This window comes from Neobacillus drentensis (assembly GCF_021560175.1).
Classification (GTDB): domain Bacteria; phylum Bacillota; class Bacilli; order Bacillales; family Cytobacillaceae; genus Neobacillus; species Neobacillus drentensis_A.
In genome coordinates, this window is record NZ_CP091110.1 from 1128395 (window position 1) to 1149230 (window position 20836).

15 protein-coding genes are annotated in these 20836 nt (G+C 37.7%); 11 read left to right on the forward strand and 4 right to left on the reverse strand.

Annotated elements, in window-relative coordinates; genetic code table 11:
- Positions 1-55 precede the first annotated feature (55 nt).
- The 7 genes from queG (at position 56) to L1999_RS05400 (ending at position 8278) form a co-directional block, all read left to right on the forward strand.
- The gene (gene queG / locus L1999_RS05370) at positions 56-1189 is read left to right on the forward strand and encodes a tRNA epoxyqueuosine(34) reductase QueG (protein ID WP_235742611.1); all 1134 of its coding nucleotides are present in this window, start codon (positions 56-58) and stop codon (positions 1187-1189) included.
- 83 nt (positions 1190-1272) lie between these two features.
- Positions 1273-2154: an amidase domain-containing protein gene (locus tag L1999_RS05375; RefSeq protein WP_235742612.1), complete on the forward strand. Its 882-nt coding sequence runs from the start codon at positions 1273-1275 to the stop codon at positions 2152-2154.
- Between the two features lie 63 nt (positions 2155-2217).
- Positions 2218-2691 (forward strand): tRNA (uridine(34)/cytosine(34)/5-carboxymethylaminomethyluridine(34)-2'-O)-methyltransferase TrmL, encoded by a 474-nt coding sequence (gene trmL / locus L1999_RS05380; protein ID WP_235742613.1) that lies wholly within the window; start codon positions 2218-2220, stop codon positions 2689-2691.
- 54 nt (positions 2692-2745) lie between these two features.
- Positions 2746-3495 carry an oxygen-insensitive NADPH nitroreductase gene (nfsA, locus tag L1999_RS05385; protein WP_235742614.1) on the forward strand — a complete coding sequence of 250 codons (750 nt, stop codon included), beginning with the start codon at positions 2746-2748 and terminating at the stop codon, positions 3493-3495.
- A gap of 364 nt (positions 3496-3859) precedes the next feature.
- The gene (locus tag L1999_RS05390; RefSeq protein ID WP_235742615.1) at positions 3860-5755 is read left to right on the forward strand and encodes a PrkA family serine protein kinase; all 1896 of its coding nucleotides are present in this window, start codon (positions 3860-3862) and stop codon (positions 5753-5755) included.
- Positions 5756-6016: 261 nt separating this feature from the next.
- On the forward strand, positions 6017-7186 hold the full coding sequence (gene yhbH, locus L1999_RS05395; RefSeq protein WP_235744261.1) for a sporulation protein YhbH: 1170 nt from the start codon (positions 6017-6019) through the stop codon (positions 7184-7186).
- A 123-nt stretch (positions 7187-7309) separates the two neighbouring features.
- On the forward strand, positions 7310-8278 hold the full coding sequence (locus L1999_RS05400; protein WP_235742616.1) for a CAP domain-containing protein: 969 nt from the start codon (positions 7310-7312) through the stop codon (positions 8276-8278).
- Between the two features lie 67 nt (positions 8279-8345).
- Here L1999_RS05400 and L1999_RS05405 read toward each other — a convergent pair whose 3' ends face one another.
- From L1999_RS05405 to L1999_RS05415, 3 genes are all read right to left on the reverse strand, one after another.
- Entirely contained in the window at positions 8346-9599 is a 1254-nt protein-coding gene (locus L1999_RS05405) for a sensor histidine kinase (RefSeq protein WP_235742617.1), read from the reverse strand.
- Between the two features lie 126 nt (positions 9600-9725).
- A complete protein-coding gene (locus L1999_RS05410) occupies positions 9726-11255 on the reverse strand; it encodes a diguanylate cyclase domain-containing protein (protein WP_235742618.1) in 1530 nt (509 codons plus the stop codon).
- Between the two features lie 168 nt (positions 11256-11423).
- Positions 11424-12083, reverse strand: a complete 660-nt coding sequence (locus tag L1999_RS05415; protein ID WP_235742619.1) for an FMN-dependent NADH-azoreductase — start codon at positions 12081-12083, stop codon at positions 11424-11426.
- 349 nt (positions 12084-12432) lie between these two features.
- Here L1999_RS05415 and L1999_RS05420 point away from each other — a divergent pair, with 349 nt between their 5' ends.
- On the forward strand, positions 12433-13836 hold the full coding sequence (locus L1999_RS05420) for an MFS transporter (protein ID WP_235742620.1): 1404 nt from the start codon (positions 12433-12435) through the stop codon (positions 13834-13836).
- 311 nt (positions 13837-14147) lie between these two features.
- Positions 14148-15524, forward strand: coding sequence for a glycoside-pentoside-hexuronide (GPH):cation symporter (locus tag L1999_RS05425; protein WP_235742621.1), 1377 nt, complete (start codon positions 14148-14150; stop codon positions 15522-15524).
- Positions 15525-16336: 812 nt separating this feature from the next.
- Here the strand turns inward: L1999_RS05425 and L1999_RS05430 are convergent.
- On the reverse strand, positions 16337-17530 hold the full coding sequence (locus L1999_RS05430; RefSeq protein WP_235742622.1) for an ROK family transcriptional regulator: 1194 nt from the start codon (positions 17528-17530) through the stop codon (positions 16337-16339).
- A 274-nt stretch (positions 17531-17804) separates the two neighbouring features.
- On the opposite strand from L1999_RS05430, the gene uxaC reads away from it, so the two are divergent.
- Positions 17805-19208: a glucuronate isomerase gene (gene uxaC, locus L1999_RS05435; protein WP_235742623.1), complete on the forward strand. Its 1404-nt coding sequence runs from the start codon at positions 17805-17807 to the stop codon at positions 19206-19208.
- A gap of 143 nt (positions 19209-19351) precedes the next feature.
- Complete coding sequence (gndA, locus tag L1999_RS05440; RefSeq protein ID WP_235742624.1) at positions 19352-20764, forward strand: NADP-dependent phosphogluconate dehydrogenase; 1413 nt, start codon at positions 19352-19354, stop codon at positions 20762-20764.
- Positions 20765-20836 lie beyond the last annotated feature (72 nt).

Consider the following 20836-nt stretch of genomic DNA (forward strand, 5'->3'; position numbering starts at 1 on the left):
TAATAACTTTAACAACTTATATAAATTTAAGTCGTCGTTGAGAGGAGGAGAATCTATGGATGTTCAAGTATTACAAAAAGAATTGATTGCTTATAGTAAAGAAATCGGTATAGATAAAATTGGATTTACTACCGCGGACCCGTTTACAGAATTAAAAACACGTTTGCTGAGACAACAGGAACTGGGCTATCAATCCGGTTTCGAAGAACCTGATATAAATAAACGGGTTACTCCGTCATTACTGCTCGAAGGCGCACAGTCGATTATTTCCATTGCACTTGCGTATCCTGCGAAAATGACAACCCGTGTCGAGAGTAAAATGGGAGAAAGAAGAGGGATCTTTAGCAGGGCTTCATGGGGGCTGGATTATCATCATATACTTCGCGACCGTCTCAACAAACTTGAAGAATTTATCTTACGTAAACTTCCTGATGCTAAGGTAAAATCAATGGTTGATACAGGAGAACTTTCGGACCGGGCTGTAGCAGAGCGTGCGGGTATCGGCTGGAGCGGGAAGAATTGCTCCATTATAACCCCTGAATTTGGCTCATACGTATATTTGGGCGAAATGCTTACCAATATCCCTTTTGAACCGGATACACCGATAGAAGACCAGTGTGGCTCTTGTAGTAAATGCATAGATGCCTGTCCAACAGGGGCATTAATCCAAGGCGGTCAGATTAATGCCAATCGCTGTATTTCCTTTTTAACACAAACAAAGGAGCTTATCCCTGATGAGTTTAGAGATAAAATAGGGAATCGTGTTTATGGGTGTGACTCTTGTCAAACCGCCTGTCCGATTAACAAAGGAGTTAATTTTCACTTCCATGAAGAAATGACACCTGATCCAGAAGTGGCAAAACCTTTATTAAAACCGATTCTAAAATTAAGCAATCGTGAATTTAAAAAAAGGTTTGGCTCTGTATCTGGGGCTTGGAGAGGAAAAAAACCAATTCAACGGAATGCTATTATTGCCTTAGCTCATTTTAAGGATGAAAGTGCGGTTCCTGAATTGATTGAAGTATTAGAGACTGAAGCAAGTTCAGTCTCAAGAGGAACTGCTGCTTGGGCGCTTGGGAAAATTGGCGGTGAATCAGCTTTTGCAGCATTAAGAAGAGCCCAGGAACTCGAGACAGACATGGAGGTCCAAGCAGAAATAGAAAAAGGCTTAAATTTTTATAACAACTAGCGGGCAAACCAAATGGTTTGCTCTTTTTTTATAGTTAAATGCCACCTGCTATCATATGTATGAAGGGAAAGGGGTGGATAGGTTTGCGACAACTACTTCAAGACTTATTTGATAAAAGGGTAAATCAATTTGTTTCTGATAAACGTAGCAAAAAGTTATTTTTTCCAAAGGCAGAGACTAAACAAGCTTGTTTAGCCAATCGCTCAGCAGAGATAGTAAAAGTAAAAGCGGCAGGAAAGATTATAGAAGAGTCCGTGGAGGATGAGTTTCAAACAATCAAATACCAAGCCCATTATCAATATTTAATCAAACAAAATGGAATTCTTTATATGGAAGAGGAAATGGAAGATAGGTTAGCCAAGTTTTACAAAAATGCGTTAGTAATGGATGAGGAAATTAGACCAATTCTTGAATCGGAAAATGACCCGGAAACGGAACTTAATCATTTGGACTTAGAGGATCATACTGAAAGGCTAAGCTATGCATACGATCGATTAAAAGCAGTTCAATACGCAGAACGCTGGTGGAATAGCTATAATCCTGCTTATAAAAAGTTTCAGAATGATTGTACCAACTTTATCTCTCAATGTCTTAAAGCCGGGGGAGCACCCATGAGAGGTTATCCAAAGCGGGATGCGGGCTGGTGGCTGCAATCTAATAATTGGAGTTATAGCTGGGCTGTAGCTCATTCATTGAGGCTATATTTATCCAATTCTAAAATCGGTCTTCGGGCAAAAGAAGTCAGCAGCCCGGATCTGTTAAAATTGGGAGATGTCATTTGTTATGATTTTGAAGGGGATGGAAGATTCAATCACAACACTCTTGTTACAGGAAAGGACGCTAACGGAATGCCTTTAGTGAATGCCCATACTTATAATAGCCGGATGCGTTACTGGGCCTATGAGGATTCATCTGCCTATACGCCAAATATCAAATATAAGTTTTATTCGATCATTGATGAATGATTCTTGAAAGCATAGGTCAGAATGGTATAATTGCCCTTATAGTTTTGATATGAGGTGAATTTTTTGGCTATACACGTTGTTCTTTATCAACCACAAATACCTTCTAATACAGGAAATATCGCTAGGACTTGTGCAGGTACGGGTACTCATTTACATTTAATCCGCCCTTTAGGATTTTCCACAGATGATAAAATGTTAAAAAGGGCAGGTTTAGATTATTGGGAACATGTAAATATCACTTATTATGAGTCGCTGGATGATTTTTACGAAAAGAATGCTGGTGGTGCCTTTTTTTATTTAACGGAATTGGGAAAAAAGGATTTTACTGGTTTTGATTATAGTGATCTGTCTAAAGATTATTATTTTATTTTTGGCCGAGAAACAACAGGACTTCCTACGGATGTTATTCAACAAAATCTCGATACAGCTTTAAGGATTCCAATGAATGAAAAGATTCGTTCCTTAAATTTATCCAATACAGCAGCAATTCTGATTTATGAAGCTTTACGCCAGCAGGATTATCCAAAACTAAAATAAGCATGGGGCCAACATAAGGCCTCCTGCTTGTTAAAACGGGAGGAAGAATTTGTTATGAATGATGTCATCGCAACCATCCTAAATCATCGCTCGATCCGTCAGTTTGAGGACAGGCCATTATCCGACGAGCAAATTAACACGATCGTTTCCTGTGCACAAGCCGCAGCTACATCGAGTTTCATTCAGGCATACTCCATTATTGGTGTGAAGGATAAAGAAAAAAAACGGAAACTAGCCGAACTGACAGGAAACCAAGAATATGTGGAGAAAAATGGCCACTTTTTTGTTTTTTGTTCCGATCTTTTCCGTCATACGGTAGTTGGTAAGAGGGAACAAAAGCAGGTAACAGCCACTCTAGAAAGTACAGAAAAATTCATGGTAGCATTGATTGATACATCCTTGGCTGCACAAAATGCTGCCGTAGCTGCAGAATCTCTTGGATTAGGAATTTGTTACATAGGTGGAATTCGTAATCACTTAGAGGAAGTAAAAAGGCTTTTAAACATACCAGATCGAGTTATTCCATTGTTTGGCCTTGCCGTGGGCTACCCGGCACATCTTACCGATAAAAAGCCAAGACTGCCTTTTGCACATGTTTATCATGAGGATGAATATGAGCAGGATATGGAGAGATTTAATCATCAGCTCGATGATTATGACCAGTTAATTTCAAATTACTATCAGACTAGAACAAATGGGCAAAGAAAGGATAGATGGACTGAACAAATTGCCAATATGCTCTCCAAACCAACCAGAATGTATATGAAAGAGTTTATTCAAAAAAATAAACTTGATTTACACTAAAAAAGACTGCCGGCATGGCAGTCTTTTTTAGTCGTTAAACATTACTTATTAGTCCCCGGCTTGTCGTTATACCCCGCTGTGAAGATGGCTGCCAAAAACGCAACCATAACTAAAATAACAATGAAAGTATGCATGTTATGTACTGCCCCCTTTGTCCCGTTTTTAATTAGGTAGAATCCGCTAAACGGACGCATTTCTGACACATACAATTTTATTATAGCCTAAGATTTTAAAATGAAAAAGCAATATTCCTTTTATTGAAATAAAAAAGATAGACAATATCTCGAAATGGTTACGCATGTTCAAGTCTTTTAGTGCATAGAGTATATTAATCGTCTCTGATAACCTACAGGGGGAGGGCCATATGGATATTTTAAAAAAAATCGAGAGCTTTCGTGAAGAAGAGGAAAAACTGCGCTGGGAAGGTTCATTCGCTGACTATTTATTGTTGTTGAAGGAAAAGCCGTGGGTAGCACAATCTGCACATTCTCGAGTTTACAATATGATTAGGGATGCAGGAATTGAAGAAGTTAAAGGGACGAAGCAGTACAATTTCTTTAGTAATCAATTATTTGGCTTAGAAGAGTCACTTGAAAGACTTGTTGAAGAATACTTCCATCCGGCTGCCAAAAGGCTGGACGTTAGGAAGAGGATTTTACTTTTAATGGGCCCGGTGAGCGGTGGTAAATCAACCCTAGTTACCATGTTAAAAAGAGGGTTAGAAAATTACTCACGTGCAGACAGAGGCTCCGTTTTTGCCATCAAAGGCTGCCCGATGCATGAAGATCCATTGCACCTTATTCCACATCATTTACGAGCTGACTTCTTTGAGGAGTACGGCATCCGGATTGAAGGTAACTTGTCACCATTGAATATGATGCGCCTAGAACAGGAATATGGCGGTAGAATTGAAGATGTTTTAGTCGAAAGAATATTCTTCTCTGAAGATAAGCGGACTGGGATAGGAACCTTTAGCCCATCTGATCCAAAATCTCAGGATATAGCTGATTTAACAGGAAGTATTGATTTCTCAACCATTGCAGAATATGGCTCTGAATCAGATCCGAGAGCGTATCGCTTTGACGGGGAATTAAACAAGGCAAACCGTGGGATGATGGAGTTCCAAGAGATGTTAAAATGTGACGAAAAGTTCCTCTGGCATTTATTATCACTAACCCAAGAGGGGAATTTTAAAGCAGGAAGGTTTGCGCTCATTAGTGCAGATGAACTGATAGTTGCTCACACCAATGAAACTGAATACCGCTCCTTTATTTCCAATAAGAAAAATGAAGCTCTTCATTCGAGGATTATTGTAATGCCGATTCCTTACAATTTAAAGGTTTCGCAAGAAGAAAGAATTTATGAAAAAATGATTAATGAGAGTGATGTTTCGGACGTTCACATTGCACCGCATACATTAAAGGTTGCAGCAATGTTCACGATTTTAACCCGCTTGAAGGAGCCTAAAAAAGGGGATATCGATCTTCTGAAAAAAATGCGTCTCTACGACGGGGAGAATGTAGAAGGATTCAATTTGGCCGATGTTGAAGAACTGAAACGCGAGTATCCAGATGAAGGCATGAGCGGCATAGACCCTCGTTATGTCATCAATCGCATATCCTCAACGATTATACGTAAAGAGGTACCAGCCATTAATGCCTTGGATGTATTAAGATCGTTAAAAGACGGACTCGACCAGCATCCATCTATTACAGCTGAACTTCGTGATCGTTATATGAATTATATTTCATTAGCGCGAAAAGAGTATGATAATATTGCGAAAAATGAAGTGCAGAAGGCATTTGTGTACTCTTACGAAGAATCAGCTAAAACATTAATGGATAATTACCTTGATAATGTGGAGGCCTATTGCAATAAAGCAAAACTGCGTGATCCATTAACAGGGGAAGAGATTAATCCAGATGAAAAGCTTATGCGTTCGATTGAAGAGCAGATTGGCATCTCCGAAAATGCTAAAAAGGCCTTTAGGGAGGAAATATTAATCCGGATTTCAGCCTTTGCCCGAAAAGGGAAGCGATTTGATTACAATTCTCATGACAGGCTCAGAGAAGCAATCCAAAAGAAATTATTTGCGGATCTTAAGGACGTTGTTAAGATTACAACTTCCTCCAAGACCCCAGATGAGCAGCAATTGAAGAAGATTAATGATGTTGTCGCTCGTTTAATTGACGAACATGGTTATAATTCGACATCAGCAAATGAATTACTACGTTATGTTGGAAGCTTGTTAAACAGATAATCTGGGTTAAAATAGCACGGACTGGCAGAGAAAAAACTGTCAGTCTCTTTTTTTCCAATAAATAGATTACCCATGTGATAATCTTGTCCAATTAGTAGGCTATCAACCAATTGTCAAAATTATTTGTAAATTATTCGCTGCTTCTGCATAGGATAAAGTAATCCATCATTTAATTGAATTTTTTCATTCGCGTTATTCTATGTATTAGCTAAAAAAATTGTGCAGTATGGAGTAAATTTTTAATTTAATAAGGAGGGGTTTATAGTGACTGTCGATAACCATCAATTTGTGATTTCTAGAGAAGATTGGTCCCTCCACCGTAAAGGCCACGATGACCAGCAGCGCCATCAAGAAAAAGTCCAGGAGGCAATTCGCAACAATCTTCCCGAATTAATTACAGAAGAGAGTATTATAATGTCTAATGGTCGCGATGTGGTAAAAATTCCAATTCGTTCATTAGACGAATACAAAATTCGTTATAATTATGACAAAAACAAACACGTGGGCCAAGGTGACGGTGAGAGTCAAGTCGGTGACGTTGTAGCGCGGGACGGTTCCAGCGGGCAAAAGGCACCAGGCAAGGGTCAAGGTGCAGGGGATCAAGCAGGTGAAGACTATTTTGAAGCAGAAGTATCTTTAATGGAGCTAGAAGAAGCACTATTTAAGCAATTAGAACTGCCAAACCTAAAGAAGAAAGAAGAACAAGAACATCTCGTTGAAAATATTGAGTTCAATGATATCCGGAAAACAGGATTAATGGGGAACATCGATAAAAAACGGACGATGATGTCTGCTTTTAAACGAAATGCGATGAGTGGGAAACCTGCCTTCCATCCAATTTATAAGGATGATTTAAAGTTTAAGACTTGGAATGAAGTCGTAAAACCTGATTCTAAAGCTGTTGTCATTGCAATGATGGATACAAGCGGTTCTATGGGAATATGGGAAAAATATATGGCACGAAGCTTTTTCTTCTGGATGACACGTTTCTTGCGAACAAAATATGAAACGGTTGAAATTGAATTTATTGCACATCATACTGAGGCAAAAGTGGTCACAGAAGAAGACTTCTTCTCGAAAGGTGAAAGCGGTGGGACCATTTGTTCATCCGCCTATCGAAAAGCCTTAGAAATTATTGACGCTAAGTATAATCCACGGAAGTTCAACATCTATCCATTCCACTTTTCTGACGGTGATAATTTAACATCCGATAATGCCCGGTGCGTGAAGTTAGTTGAAGAGTTAATGAAAGTATCGAACATGTTCGGTTACGGAGAAGTAAATCAATATAACCGCCATTCCACATTAATGTCAGCCTATAAAAACATCAAAGACGAACAGTTCCGCTATTATATACTCAAACAAAAAGCAGATGTTTTCCATGCGATGAAAAGCTTTTTCCAAAAAGAAGAATCAAAATTATATGCTTGAAAAAATTGACAGGAGGAAACTCCTGTCAATTTTTTTGTTTCTTTTCAGACTTTACCAAATATAATTTTCCTGAAAAAATCAACACTAAAAAAGCAAGAACATCTTAAAAAGGGGGTATTACCAGTGATAAAAAAACCGGTTGGATTACTGTTAACGGCTATTCTTACAATGGGACTGGCCGCTTGTACTAATAATGACCGAAATGATATAAATGATCGGACCACGAATCGAGTAGGAATGGATACAAATGATCGGGATTATCGAAATTTAAATGTTCGTAATGGCCGGGACAATGGAATTGATCATAACGGGCCACTAACAGAGGATTATTCAAACCGTAACAATAATGAGCCTGATTTAGATACAAATCTGTTCAATGATAAGCGAAAAGTTAAACGAAATAACGATGACATGATTTCCGCATATCAAACAAACTTAAATAGCAGTCAATATCCACATACACAAGCGGTTTTAATTAGGGATGCCAAATATCAGTATATTACCATCGATCCTAGACAAAGAAACTGGTTTCAATTTGGATTTATTCAACCAGGACAAACGAATACAGTACCAGCACCTGCGCAGCAGCAAACCACACGGCAGGCACCAAACCAAGCACCTGCCCAGCAGGCAACGCCTGTACCTAGACAGCAGCAGACACAGGCACCAAGTGGTGCTGCACAAAATCAAAATAATACGGCAACCTCGGGTACCGTTAGTCAGTATGTTCAACAAGTCATTTCTCTTACCAATCAACAAAGAACTAAGAATGGTCTGCCAGCGTTAAAAGCAGATACGCAGCTTAGTGGTGTAGCTCAGAAGAAGGCAGTGGATATGCAGCAAAACCATTACTTTTCACATACCAGTCCGACTTACGGTTCTCCATTTGACATGATGAGAGATTTTGGTGTTACCTATAAGTCTGCAGGTGAAAACATTGCCCAAGGACAACGAACACCACAAGAAGTTGTAACTGCTTGGATGAACAGTGAAGGTCACCGTAAAAATATTTTAAGTGCCAATTTCACCCATATTGGCGTAGGATTTGAGCAAACAGGAAAAAACTGGTCGCAAATGTTTATTGGAAAGTAAGAAAAGCGCAAGTACCTGTTTAGCGTAGAAAGAATAAACCGACAGATTCTAAATTCTGTCGGTTTGTTCATTTTCCGTTGATTGGCAGGGTTGGGAATTCAAAGTGAAAAATAGTTCCTTTGCCAACTTCACTTTCCACCCATATCGATCCATCCATGGCTCTGACAATGCTATAAACCACCATCATGCCTAAGCCAGTGCCATTTTTTCCTTTGGTGGAATAAAACGGTTCCCCGAGCCGGTCTAGCTGCTGGGAATTCATCCCTACTCCTGTATCCTGTACTTTGATGGTTACCTCATCTTGGCTATATTCAGTTGAAACATATAAATATCCACCATGCGGCATTGATTCAATGGCATTTTTCAATACGTTTACAAAGCATTGTCTAAATTTTTGCCCGTCTCCTTTGATATATCCAATGATGGAAAAATCAGTTACGATTTCGACTGAATTTTGGTTGGCTAACGGCTGTAGAATACTGATAATTTGCCGAAGTTCGCTTTTTACATTTAATTCTTCAAGAGATTCAAGTGAGGGTTTTGCGAACGTCAAGTAATCCTGAATGACCTTTTCAGCTGAAAATAACTCTTCCTTAACAATTGCCAGATATTCTTTTCTTTTTTGCCTAGATAAATAATCGTCTTGCAGCAACTGAACAAATCCGCTCGCAGCTGTTAATGGATTTCTAATTTCATGGGAAATGGCAGCTCCCATTTGCTCTACAGCCTTTAATTTTTCCGTTCTAATAAGCTCCTGCTGCATCTCGTTCGTTTTTCGTATAAATTCAACCCCATATGAAATAATCGCAATACCTAAGGAAGGAATGACAAGATATGCAAACCAGGCATCCACAAGATTAAGCGGTTCATCATCAAAGCTCATTCCTAACACTGTCAGGATCCCAAGGATCATTCCCAAACATACGGTACATACTATTCTCCGGGCAGGTGCTTGTTTATAAAACCAAGGGTGTAGCCGCCATAGGATCAATCCAACTGGAATATAAAGCGCCAGCGTTTGCCAAAAGCCAATATTAATCCCATAAAAGCTGCGGATAATAATCATGGCTGCCATTAGAATGGGACCAATACCGACATATAAACCGCCAACAACAAGCGGGATCATTCGTAAATCAAATCTTGCGTATGAAATGGGTGTATAGGAAAATTGGATACATAACCAAATCGTTACTATAAATAAAATTATAAAAGAAGGCTTCGATAGCGAGAATTTTTTGCTTTTTTCAAGATATATTAAACCGAAAAATAGTAAAATTATCATAAGAGAAAGATTGAAGAAAAGGTGTTTCGTGATTTCCATTTTCTCACCATCCATAATGAGCTCATAGGAAAATTTTACATTTTATTTTGGCAAGTTACAACAAAATTCGCAAAATATTTTGATAAAACAAATATTAAAGTTGTTTATATTAAAAAAACTGAAAGGTCAGCTAAAATCCTTCCAGGAAAGTTCGTTGATTGAGATGGTATTTCTGCCTCTTGTTTTAGAAAGATATAGGGATGAATCAGCTGCTTTAATTAATGAATCGGGATGATTTATTTTAGTAGGATACATCGATGCAATCCCAATGCTTAAAGTGACAATATCCGCTATTTCTGAACTTTTATGCGGGACTTTCAGGGACTGAACCGTTTCTTTAATTTGCTGTGCTATTTCTAAACCGTTCTCACCATTACTATATGGCAGAATTAAGGCAAATTCTTCGCCGCCGTACCGGCAAAATGTGCAGTTTGAAGGTTCTGGAAACAAATCGTTAATGGCTTGGGCAATCTTTTGTAAACAAAAATCTCCTTTTAAATGACCATATGTATCATTGTATTTTTTAAAATAATCAATATCAAACATAACCAAAGTAATGGGTGTTTGAAGGTTAAGCGCTTTGGCCCATTCCCTAAGAAGGGTTTCATCAAAATATCGACGATTCGCTATCCCTGTTAACCCATCCATATAAGATAATCGGTTAAGAAGCTCATTTGCTTCTTGGAGTTTTTGCTCAGTCAGTTTTCGGTTCGTAATATTTCTTGAAACAATAATGACCTTCTTCTCACCTTCTTCTTGATAAGGCACACTTTTTAAAGTGGATTCTATCCAAATATAATCACCAAATTTTGAACGGTAACGGTGAGTAGATTCAGCAGAACCTTCTTGTAGAGCCCTTTGAAACATACTATTTGTTCGTTCGACATCGTCTGGATGAATAAAGGTCTCCAATGTTTTTCCTAAAAGCTCAGGATATTCGAAATGAATGACCTCTCTTACAGCAGGGGAGATGTATATATACTCTGCTTGATCATTATGCATGGTAATCATGTCACTTGAATACTCTGCCAGTAAGCGGAACCGTTCTTCGGTTTCTTTTACCTTGAAAAGGCTATGTTTTAATTGGTGTTGAGTCTCATTCGAATCGACGACAAACACAAAAAAATGATAGCCAAACAACCCTCCTGCTAATGAGATGAGATAATGCAGGGATAACACATTTTTCAGGACCGCTGCATCTTCAATGCGTATGATAAAAACAATCGATATAATTAGTAACCCGCATAGATTCATGGTAAAAGCTTTTAATGTACGATGAATGTTTAATTTTGAGATCACACCGCAAACAACTCCAGTCACTAATGCTCCAACAGCAGGTAGGAGAGCGGAATTGTTAAAGCCAAATAAACAAATTCTTCCTATAGAGATTAATGCTGCGGCAATAAGTGCCGGTATGTACCCGCCAAAAGCACCGGCAATAACGATTGCTAAGTGGCGCAAATCTGCATAAATGTCAGGACCTACTTGGAATGAAAACGACATTAAAACATTACCAAGAATGCCAAAACAGATCCCCCAGGAGAGTTTTGTGGAGAATGGTGATGTGGGATATAATGGCTTATCTTTAAATAAAACACCCATAAGAGAAAAAGAAGCAATTAAGAGTGCTGCATTTGAGATGAATTCTTTAAGCATATGGAATCTCCTAAAATGAAATAAACTTGAATGCTTTTGCCACTATAGTTAGATAAATGACAAAGCATTCCAATTATACTATAAAGTTGATATCTATAACTAAACAGTTAGGAAAACAATCTGTGAATAAAAAAAGCCCCCTCAAAAAGGAAGCTATCTTGGTCGTAATTATGCTTGAACCAATTCTTTCACAAATTCTCTGGCTGCCATTCGGGCATGAACTTTGCCTTGTTCAAGAAGTTCAGGTACTTTTTGTGGATTTAAATCAAAACCTTCTGCGACAACTGACCCACTTACCTCAATTCCTAAAAAGCGAAGAGCGATTTTTAAATATCGATCACCCGACTCCAATTCCTCCATTGGTGTCCCGGTATACTGGCCGCCTCTTGTTTGAATATGAATCGCTTTCTTGTTAGATAAAAGACCTTTAGGACCATTGGCAGTATGGGCAAAAGTTTTTCCCGAAATAAATAAATTGTCAATATAAGCTTTGAGAACAGCAGGGGAATTTAAATTCCACATAGGGGAAACAAACACATAATAATCATACGTAATAAACTCATCTGCAAGAGCGTGCATCTTCATTATTTTTTCTCTTTCTGGAGCTGAAAGCTGATCGAGGGTATAACCATAACCGGCCAACTTTCCTCGTGCTGACACCAAATCAGCATCCATTTGCGGAAAATCATAGGCAAACAAATCGATTCTGTTGATTTCTATATCTGGACGTTCCTCAAGAACTGCTTCTAGAAACGCTTCTCCAATTTTAAGCCCTTTTGATTTCTCTAAACCTTTCGGGTTGGCTGTTACATATAGTAATTCTTTCATGCAAGATCACGACCTTTGTAGTTAATATTACTTATCACTTCAATTATAGTAAAAATATCTTTCGGCAAGATTGAACAATTGGTGACGTTCATGAACATTAAGTGAAATGGAGAAGCCAGTGAACTAATGAGCCATTGTAAAATTGGAAAAAAGTAATCAATCAAACGCTTACAAAAATGTGTTGACGCGCATAATTGAGGATGATAAGATAAGGGTACATTAATTAGTTAGTTCATTAAACTAATTAATGGAATCTCGAGATGCAATTATATTTTTTTCGGTTGTTTTGGAAAGGGTTACAAGTCAAAAAATTCAATATTAAAGAATAGTTATTTTGGAGGGGAAAAAAATGGGTCAAGCGATGCGAAAAGTAGAGACAAATCAAACTACTTCATTTAGAAAGTTTGGTATGAAGGATAAAATTGGTTATATGTTTGGTGACTGGGGAAATGATTTCTTCTTTATTCTAGTAGCGTCTTTCTTAATGGTTTTCTATACGGATATTTATCATTTGAATCCGGCTACAGTCGGTGGACTATTCCTAGTCGCACGTTTGTGGGATGCAGTAGCAGACGTTTCTTGGGGACGATTCATTGATACAAGAAAAGCTGGGATAAATGGAAAATTTAAACCATGGATTTTAAGAATGTCATTTCCACTCGTTATTGTCGGTGTGTTAATGTTTGTACACATCCCTGGTATGTCTAATGGATTTTATCTGGCTTACGCCTATGTAACGTATATTTTATGGGGAACTTTGTATAGTACTGTTAATATTCCTTATGGATCAATGGCATCTGTTATCACAGGTGATCCGGTTGAACGGACAACCCTATCAAGCTGGAGAGCAATGGGTGGGAACTTAGCAGGTTTAATCATTAACGTAGTTGGTCCTATGATTTTGTTTGTTAACAATAAAGCAGATGCTAATCACTTCTTACTAGGCGCAATTATTTTTGCTGTACTTGCACTTGCTTGTTATATTGCTTGTTATAAATTATCAATTGAGCGCATTATGATGGATGAAACAACAAAACCAAAGATGAACTTTGGAGTAACAATGAAAGGCCTTGTCAAAAACAGACCGTTAATTTGGTTCCTTATTGCTTCCTTATTGTTTATGGTTTGTTTCATGTTGATTGGTACTGTAAACGTTTACCTATTTAAAGATTACTTTGGTGAAGCGAAAGCATTAAGTATGGTTGGACTTATTCAATCGGTTGCTGTATTTATTGGTATGCCAATGGTAAAACCATTAGTTGCAAAATTCGGTAAAAAAGAAGTGGCTTCAGGTGGTTTATTACTTGCAACTTTAGTATATGCTCTCTTATATTTACTTCCAAATTTAACAGCAACACAATTTATCGGAGTATTATCAATTGCCATGTTTGGTTATGGTATCTTCAACCTTGTTATTTGGGCTTTCGTTACAGACGTAATTGATTATCATGAGTATTTAACTGGTCTCCGTGAAGATGGAACCGTTTACTCCATCTACTCAATGGCACGTAAAATTGGACAAGCTGTTGCTGGAGGCTTAGGTGGTGCTGTGATTGCAGCAGTAGGATATAATGCCACTCTTCAACACCAAACATCTGGAACTCTTCAAGGAATTCACACACTAGCAACTTTAGTACCTGCCATCACATTGGCTATTGTGTTCTTAATTATAGTGTTCTGTTATCCTTTAAACAAAAAACGTACAGCACAGCTTACAGTTGATTTAGCTGAGAAAAGAAAAGGTAGACATTAAGTTTTAGATAAATAATCAGAGAGAAGATAGCTAAGATCCTTTAGCTATCTTTTTTTTGTTTATAAAAAACAATAAATAGGTTTAATAGTAAACGACAACATTCAAATTTTGATAATCTATTAAAAAACGCTTACAAATTTTTATTGACGAAATGTGTCGACAGGTGTATTCTAACAATGTAATTAATTAGTTTAGTAAACTAACTAATAGAAATGTTGATATTCACAAAAAATTTATGGTTTATTTTTGCTGGTTTTGAAAAGGGTTACAGGTTAGACAATTATTTAACTTCTAGAGGGAGAGTGGACACGATGGGGAATAATAGCTCAAAAAAATTGACCTTAAAAGAGAAAGTTTCATATGGATTAGGCGATGTCGGAAATGGATTTATGTTTGACATGGGCCAAATTTATTTGCTTAAGTTTTATACCGATGTGTTAGGGATTTCGGCTTACTGGGGAGGATTAGTATTTTTAATTTCGAAAATTTTTGATGCGTTTGCAGATTCCACTGTTGGAGCCTTTGTAGATAAACGAAAGGTTGGGAAACGAGGTAAGTTCCGGCCGTTCATCTTATTTGGATCAATTCCGCTTGCCGTTATGACGGTCATTTCCTTCATGGCACCGGATTTCTCAGGCACCGGAAAAATTGTTTATGCGTTTATCACCTATATGGCATTTGGGTTATCTTATTCTATTGTTAATATTCCTTATGGTTCACTCGCGGCCTCTATGACACAAGATTCTGTGGACCGTGCATCTCTTGGATCTTTTAGAGCTATTGGCAGCCAGTTTGCAATGCTTATATCTGGAATGGTTGTAATCCCAATTGTTCTCTATTTTCCAAACCAAAAATTAGGATACACTGTGGGAATCGCATCTATGGCATTAGTTGGGGTCATCTTCCACTATATTTGCTACCGCAATACCAATGAGAATGTAATAAGGGAACCTAAAATTGAAAAAGAAAAAGTTCCGATGTCAAAACTATTCAAATTATTGCTTAGTAACAGACCATTAATTGCTCTTTGTTTCGTTTGCTTGTTTATGGTAGCCGCAAGTAACCTGCGTACGGCTGTTCAGTTATATTACTTGCAGTATAATTTAAAGAACACAGGTCTTATGTCATTGCTTTCTTTTACTAGTATTGGAATCGCCGTCATCGGTTCGTTTTTTATTCCAGCACTTGTTAAAAGGTTAGGAAAGAAGAATACATTCATCATGGGTCTTTTAATTGGAATTGTCGCAGATGCCTTGAACTTTCTATTACCAGCAAGTGTACCGGCTTTCCTTGCATTACTTTCAATTGGAAGTTTAGGTCTAAGCTTCGCTATGGGATTACCATGGGTAATGGTTGCAGATGCCGTTGATTATCATGAATGGAAAACAGGACAACGGACGGAAGGGATCGTCTATTCAAGTTACAGCTTTTTCCGTAAATTAGCACAAGCTCTAGCTGGTTTTATTCCTGGTGTTGCCCTTGGCTTAATCGGTTACGTTCCGAATGCAGAGCAAACTGCCGGAACATTACTTGGAATCAAAGGGCTTATGTTCCTTGTTCCAGCCGGATTAAATTTAATAGCAGCTGTTGTTTTAATTGTTGTTTATAATTTAACAGAGGATCTTTATAAAAGAATTATTAATGAACTTAAAAATAAACCAAAAACTAACGATAGTTTAAGCGCTTAATAAAATGATTAAACAGAAAACCCCTTTCCTGCTGTAGCTGGAAGGGGGTTTTATTAAAGTGCTTTTTTTAAAATACGTGCCGAAATGACAATTCTATTGGCATCGTTATCGGTAACGGTATATAAAAAAGGAAAACTGCTAGTAATTGAACTGCACTCATGTTAGACACAAACTCGGCTTCGGACAGCATCATGCCTTTATAGCTTTCCCATGTCCAAAGTTCACTTGGCTTCGGACACTATCATGCCTTTATAGCTTTACAGTGTCCAAAGTTCACACGACTTCGGACACCATCAAGCTTTTTTAGTTTTCCCATGTCCTAAGTTCACACGACTTCGGACACCATCAAGCTTTTTTAGCTTTCTCATGTCCAAAGTTCACTTGGCTTTGGACATCATCATGCCTTTATAGCTTTACGTTGTCCAAAGTTCACACGACTTCAGACACCATCAAGCTTTATTAGCTTTCCCATGTCCGAAGTTCACTTGGCTTCGGACACTATCATGCCTTTATAGCTTTCCGGTGTCCAAAGTACACTTGGCTTCAGACACCAACATGCCTTTTTAGTTTTTCCATGTCCAAAGTTCACTTGGCTTCGGACACAGTCATGCCTTTTTAGTTTTTCCATGTCCAAAGTTCACACGACTTCGGACACCGCTACATCACTTTGGTACTGCCTTGTCTAAAGTTGAGCAGAAATAAAAAAGCTGCCTCTATTATGGTACGGTTCACCATAATGCATCACAAAGATAAATAAAGAAAAGACGTATGCAAATTCATACGTCTTTTCTTGTGTCTTTCTAAGGATTATATCAAATGACGGCGCTTTCATCTTTTACTGTTTTCAAAAGAAAAGGTAAATTTAACATTGGAACCTCGAGAAATTGCTTGATTGCAAGGGCGCAGGCTCCAAGAATGCTTGACTTCCTGCCAATGGATGAGATCCTTAATTCACGGTAATGGCTGATAGATGAGTTCAGATTATCACTTATTTTCTTGAGAGAATCCGGATAAATACTCAGAAGTTTACTATCAAGCACAATTACATCGGGATTATACATGTTAATCATATTATTCAAACCAATGGATAAATAGAAAACAAATTGCTCCATTACATCAAGTACTTCTTCATCGCCTTCATTTATCCAATCTTCGATTTGTTCATAAGTTAAATTCTCAATTTGTCTAATTTCGGACAGATGTCGAAAAATCATTGATTCTGAGGCATATTTTTCCCAGCATCCTTTATTTCCACAATTACACTGTTTACCTCCAGGAACGACAATCATATGACCAATTTCACCTGCATACCCTTCATGTCCTCGGAAAAAATCATTATTCATCATCATGCCAAGACCGATTCCTGAATAGAGGGTTGCGCATAATAAATTGTCTGTTTCATGATGTACAAATACACGCTCTGCAAATGAGCTGAGATTGGCGTTGTTTTCAAGATGAATTGGAATATCGATTTCTCTTTCCAGGTCACTTTTTAAGTCCATCTCATGCCATTTCAAACGTGGAACATAGTGGATGATCTCTTCTTTTGATACCAAACCATGAATCGCAATAACAATACCAACAATCCCATAGCGGCTTTCATTAAAATCAGCTTTGAATTTTTTGATTTGTTCAATAAGCAGCAAAAGAATCTCTTTATAGTCTGTAGTATTTATTTTGACACTATTTGATGAGATTGGACAACCAAGAAGATCTGATATGGTAAATGATATTTCTTCATAATCAAGATCAATTCCAAGTGCATAACCAGCCTGTCCGTTTAAAGAAAGCATAATCGGTTTTCTGCCAACGGTATAGTGCTCAAGATGCGTTTCTATAATGAGCCCTTCTTCTAATAGATCTGCCACTTGGGCAGAGATGGTTGCTCTCGTCAGGTTAGTGGCCTTGGATAAATCTGCTCTTGATATCATTCCTTCTTTAATTATTTCTCTTATAATGAGAGAACGATTAATTTTCTTTATATATGCCGCATCACCGGTAACCATTTATATCCTCCATTTCGGGCATTTGCCTTTATGTATATTTCTATTATATCAGTTATAGGTAACAAATGACTGTTATTATTCAATTAATTCCTAAATAGTTAATTGACTAAACATATTAAACGTGATAAATTATGAATGTAGTTAATTTGTTTATTAAACAAATTAAAGAAGTATGTGAGTAATTATTACTAAGAAAAGATTTATTAGTAATTCTGTAAGGGGTTACAGTGGGCAAGCTAACAATATAAATTTAATTTAAAGGAGAGGACTTTGATTGAAAAGTTTTATGGACCAACACTTCTTATTAAATACAAAGACGGCTGTTAAGCTTTACGAAAATGCTGCAGCTGAGGCGCCTATTTTTGATTTTCATTGTCACTTAGATCCTAAGGAAGTATGGGAAAATAAGTCTTATGAAAATATAACACAAATATGGCTAGGCGGAGACCATTACAAGTGGAGAACGATGCGTATGCACGGCATTGGCGAGCGCTACATTACCGGTGATGCTAGTGACTGGGAAAAGTTTGAAAAGTGGGCAGAAACCGTTCCTCATTTAATTGGCAACCCTGTTTATCATTGGACACACTTAGAATTAAAAATGTTCTTTGGAATTGATAAAGTTTTAAGTCCTGAAACCGCTCGTGAAATTTGGGAAGAATGTAATGAAAAATTACAGAAGCCTGAATTCAGTGCAAGAGGGTTAATTGAGAGATCGAACGTAAAGTTTATCGGAACTACTGACGATCCAATTTCCACTTTAGAATATCATCAATTACTAAAAAATGATGAAACTTTTAATACAATGATTGCTCCAACATTCCGTCCTGATGGTGCACTCTTTATTGAACGTCCAACTTTCAAAAGCTGGATTGAAAAATTGGCGGCTGTTTCAGGCGTGAAGACGGATTCCTTAGATGGATTTTTAGCAGCATTAAAACAACGAGTAGAGTATTTTCATGAAAATGGAGGCCGTGCCTCTGACCATGATATTCAAAAAATGGAATATGTAGAATCAACCAAAGAAGAAGTTGAAGTCATTTTCAATAAACGTGTAAGCGGTGAAGAACTTTCAAATCAAGAATTGGTTGCATATCGCATTTTCCTCTTAAAAGAACTTGGCAAAATGTATGCTGAAAAGCAGTGGGTTATGCAGCTTCATATGGGGGCTATGCGGAATAATAACACAAGAATGAAAGAGCTGCTCGGAACGGATGTAGGATTTGATTCAGTTGGAGAAGCTAATATGGCGGAGGGATTATCTCGTTTCCTTGATTCCCTTGATCAAATAAATGCACTTCCAAGGACTGTTTTATTTAACTTGAACCAAAAAGATAATGTTGTTTTAGCAGGAATGATGGGGAACTTCTATGAAGAGGGTATTCCTGGAAAGGTCCAACTAGGTTCGGGCTGGTGGTTTGTTGACCATATCGATGGTATGGAAAGACAAATGAAGGATTTTGCGAATGTTGGTTTATTAAGCCACTTTATTGGTATGTTAACAGATTCTCGCAGCTTCCTGTCCTATGCACGTCATGATTATTTCCGTAGAATTCTATGTAACATCCTTGGTGATTGGGTTGAAAAGGGCTTAGCGCCAAATGATCTGAAACATATGGAAAAATTGGTTCGGAATATTTGCTATGATAATGCCGAACACTTCTTTTTGGAGCGCTAGGATATAGAAAGGGATGACACGCTTAGGGCCATCCCTAATTAGACTGAAAAACCTGATAATATTTTAAAAAAAGCACTTTTTTATTGTCATTAGGGTAAGAATATGGTTATCTATAAAGAATACAATAATGAAAGAGGGATAGTATGTCAAAACAACAAATTGGTGTAGTTGGATTAGCAGTTATGGGTAAAAACTTGGCACTAAATATTGAAAGCCGTGGCTATTCTGTTGCTGTTTTTAACCGCTCCTATGATAAAACAGAGAGCTTTTTAAAGAACGAAGCCGAAGGAAAGAATTTTGTTGGGGCTAAAACAGTGGAGGAATTTGTGAATTCCTTAGAAAAACCGCGCAAGATTTTACTAATGGTTAAAGCTGGTGCTGGAACTGATGCAACAATCGACTCTTTAAAACCATTCCTAGAGGAAGGAGACATCCTAATCGACGGTGGTAATACATTCTTCCAAGATACAATTAGACGTAACAAAGAATTAGCTAATGCTGGTTTCCATTTTATTGGAACAGGTGTTTCCGGGGGAGAAGAAGGAGCACTTAAAGGACCATCCATTATGCCTGGCGGGAATAAAGAAGCATATGAATTAGTCCAGCCTATTTTAGAAGCGATCTCAGCTAAAGTTGGGGGCGATCCATGTTGTACTTATATTGGACCCAACGGTGCAGGTCATTATGTGAAAATGGTTCATAATGGAATTGAGTATGGAGATATGCAATTAATCTGTGAAGCGTATTTCATTTTGAAAAATATTCTTGGCTTAAGTGCTGAAGAACTTCATAATGTATTTTCTGAATGGAATAAAGGCGAATTAGACAGCTACTTGATCGAAATTACTGCAGATATCTTTACAAAGGTAGACGAAGATACAGGTAAACCAATGGTCGATGTCATCCTAGATACTGCTGGTCAAAAAGGTACTGGTAAGTGGACAAGCCAAAATGCCTTAGATTTAGGTGTACCTCTTCCAATTATCACAGAATCAGTATTCGCTCGCTTTATTTCGGCAATGAAAGAAGAGCGTGTTAAAGCAAGTAAAGTATTAACAGGACCAGAGGTTAAATCATTTGATGGCGGCAAGGAAGAATTAATTGAAGCGGTTCGTAAAGCATTATATATGAGTAAAATTTGCTCGTATGCACAAGGCTTCGCTCAAATGCGTGCTGCATCTGAAGAATATGACTGGAACCTTCGTTATGGAAATATTGCGATGATTTTCCGTGGCGGCTGTATCATCCGTGCTCAATTCTTACAGAAAATCAAAGATGCTTACGACCGTGATTCCGAACTAGCGAATCTTTTATTAGATCCATACTTCAAGGATATTGTAGAGAACTATCAACAGGCGTTACGTCAAGTCATTGCAGTGGCGATTGAGCGTGGTATTCCTGTACCATCATTTGCAAGTGCAATTGCTTACTATGACAGCTACCGTACTGAAACACTTCCAGCAAATCTGTTGCAAGCTCAGCGCGACTATTTTGGTGCTCACACGTATCAACGTGTTGATAAAGAAGGCGTATTCCATACAAATTGGATGGAATAAGGACTTCCTTTGTTAAGTGATTTATAGAGACATACTGGCCCATAAGGGTTGGTTAGTCTCTATTTTTTTACA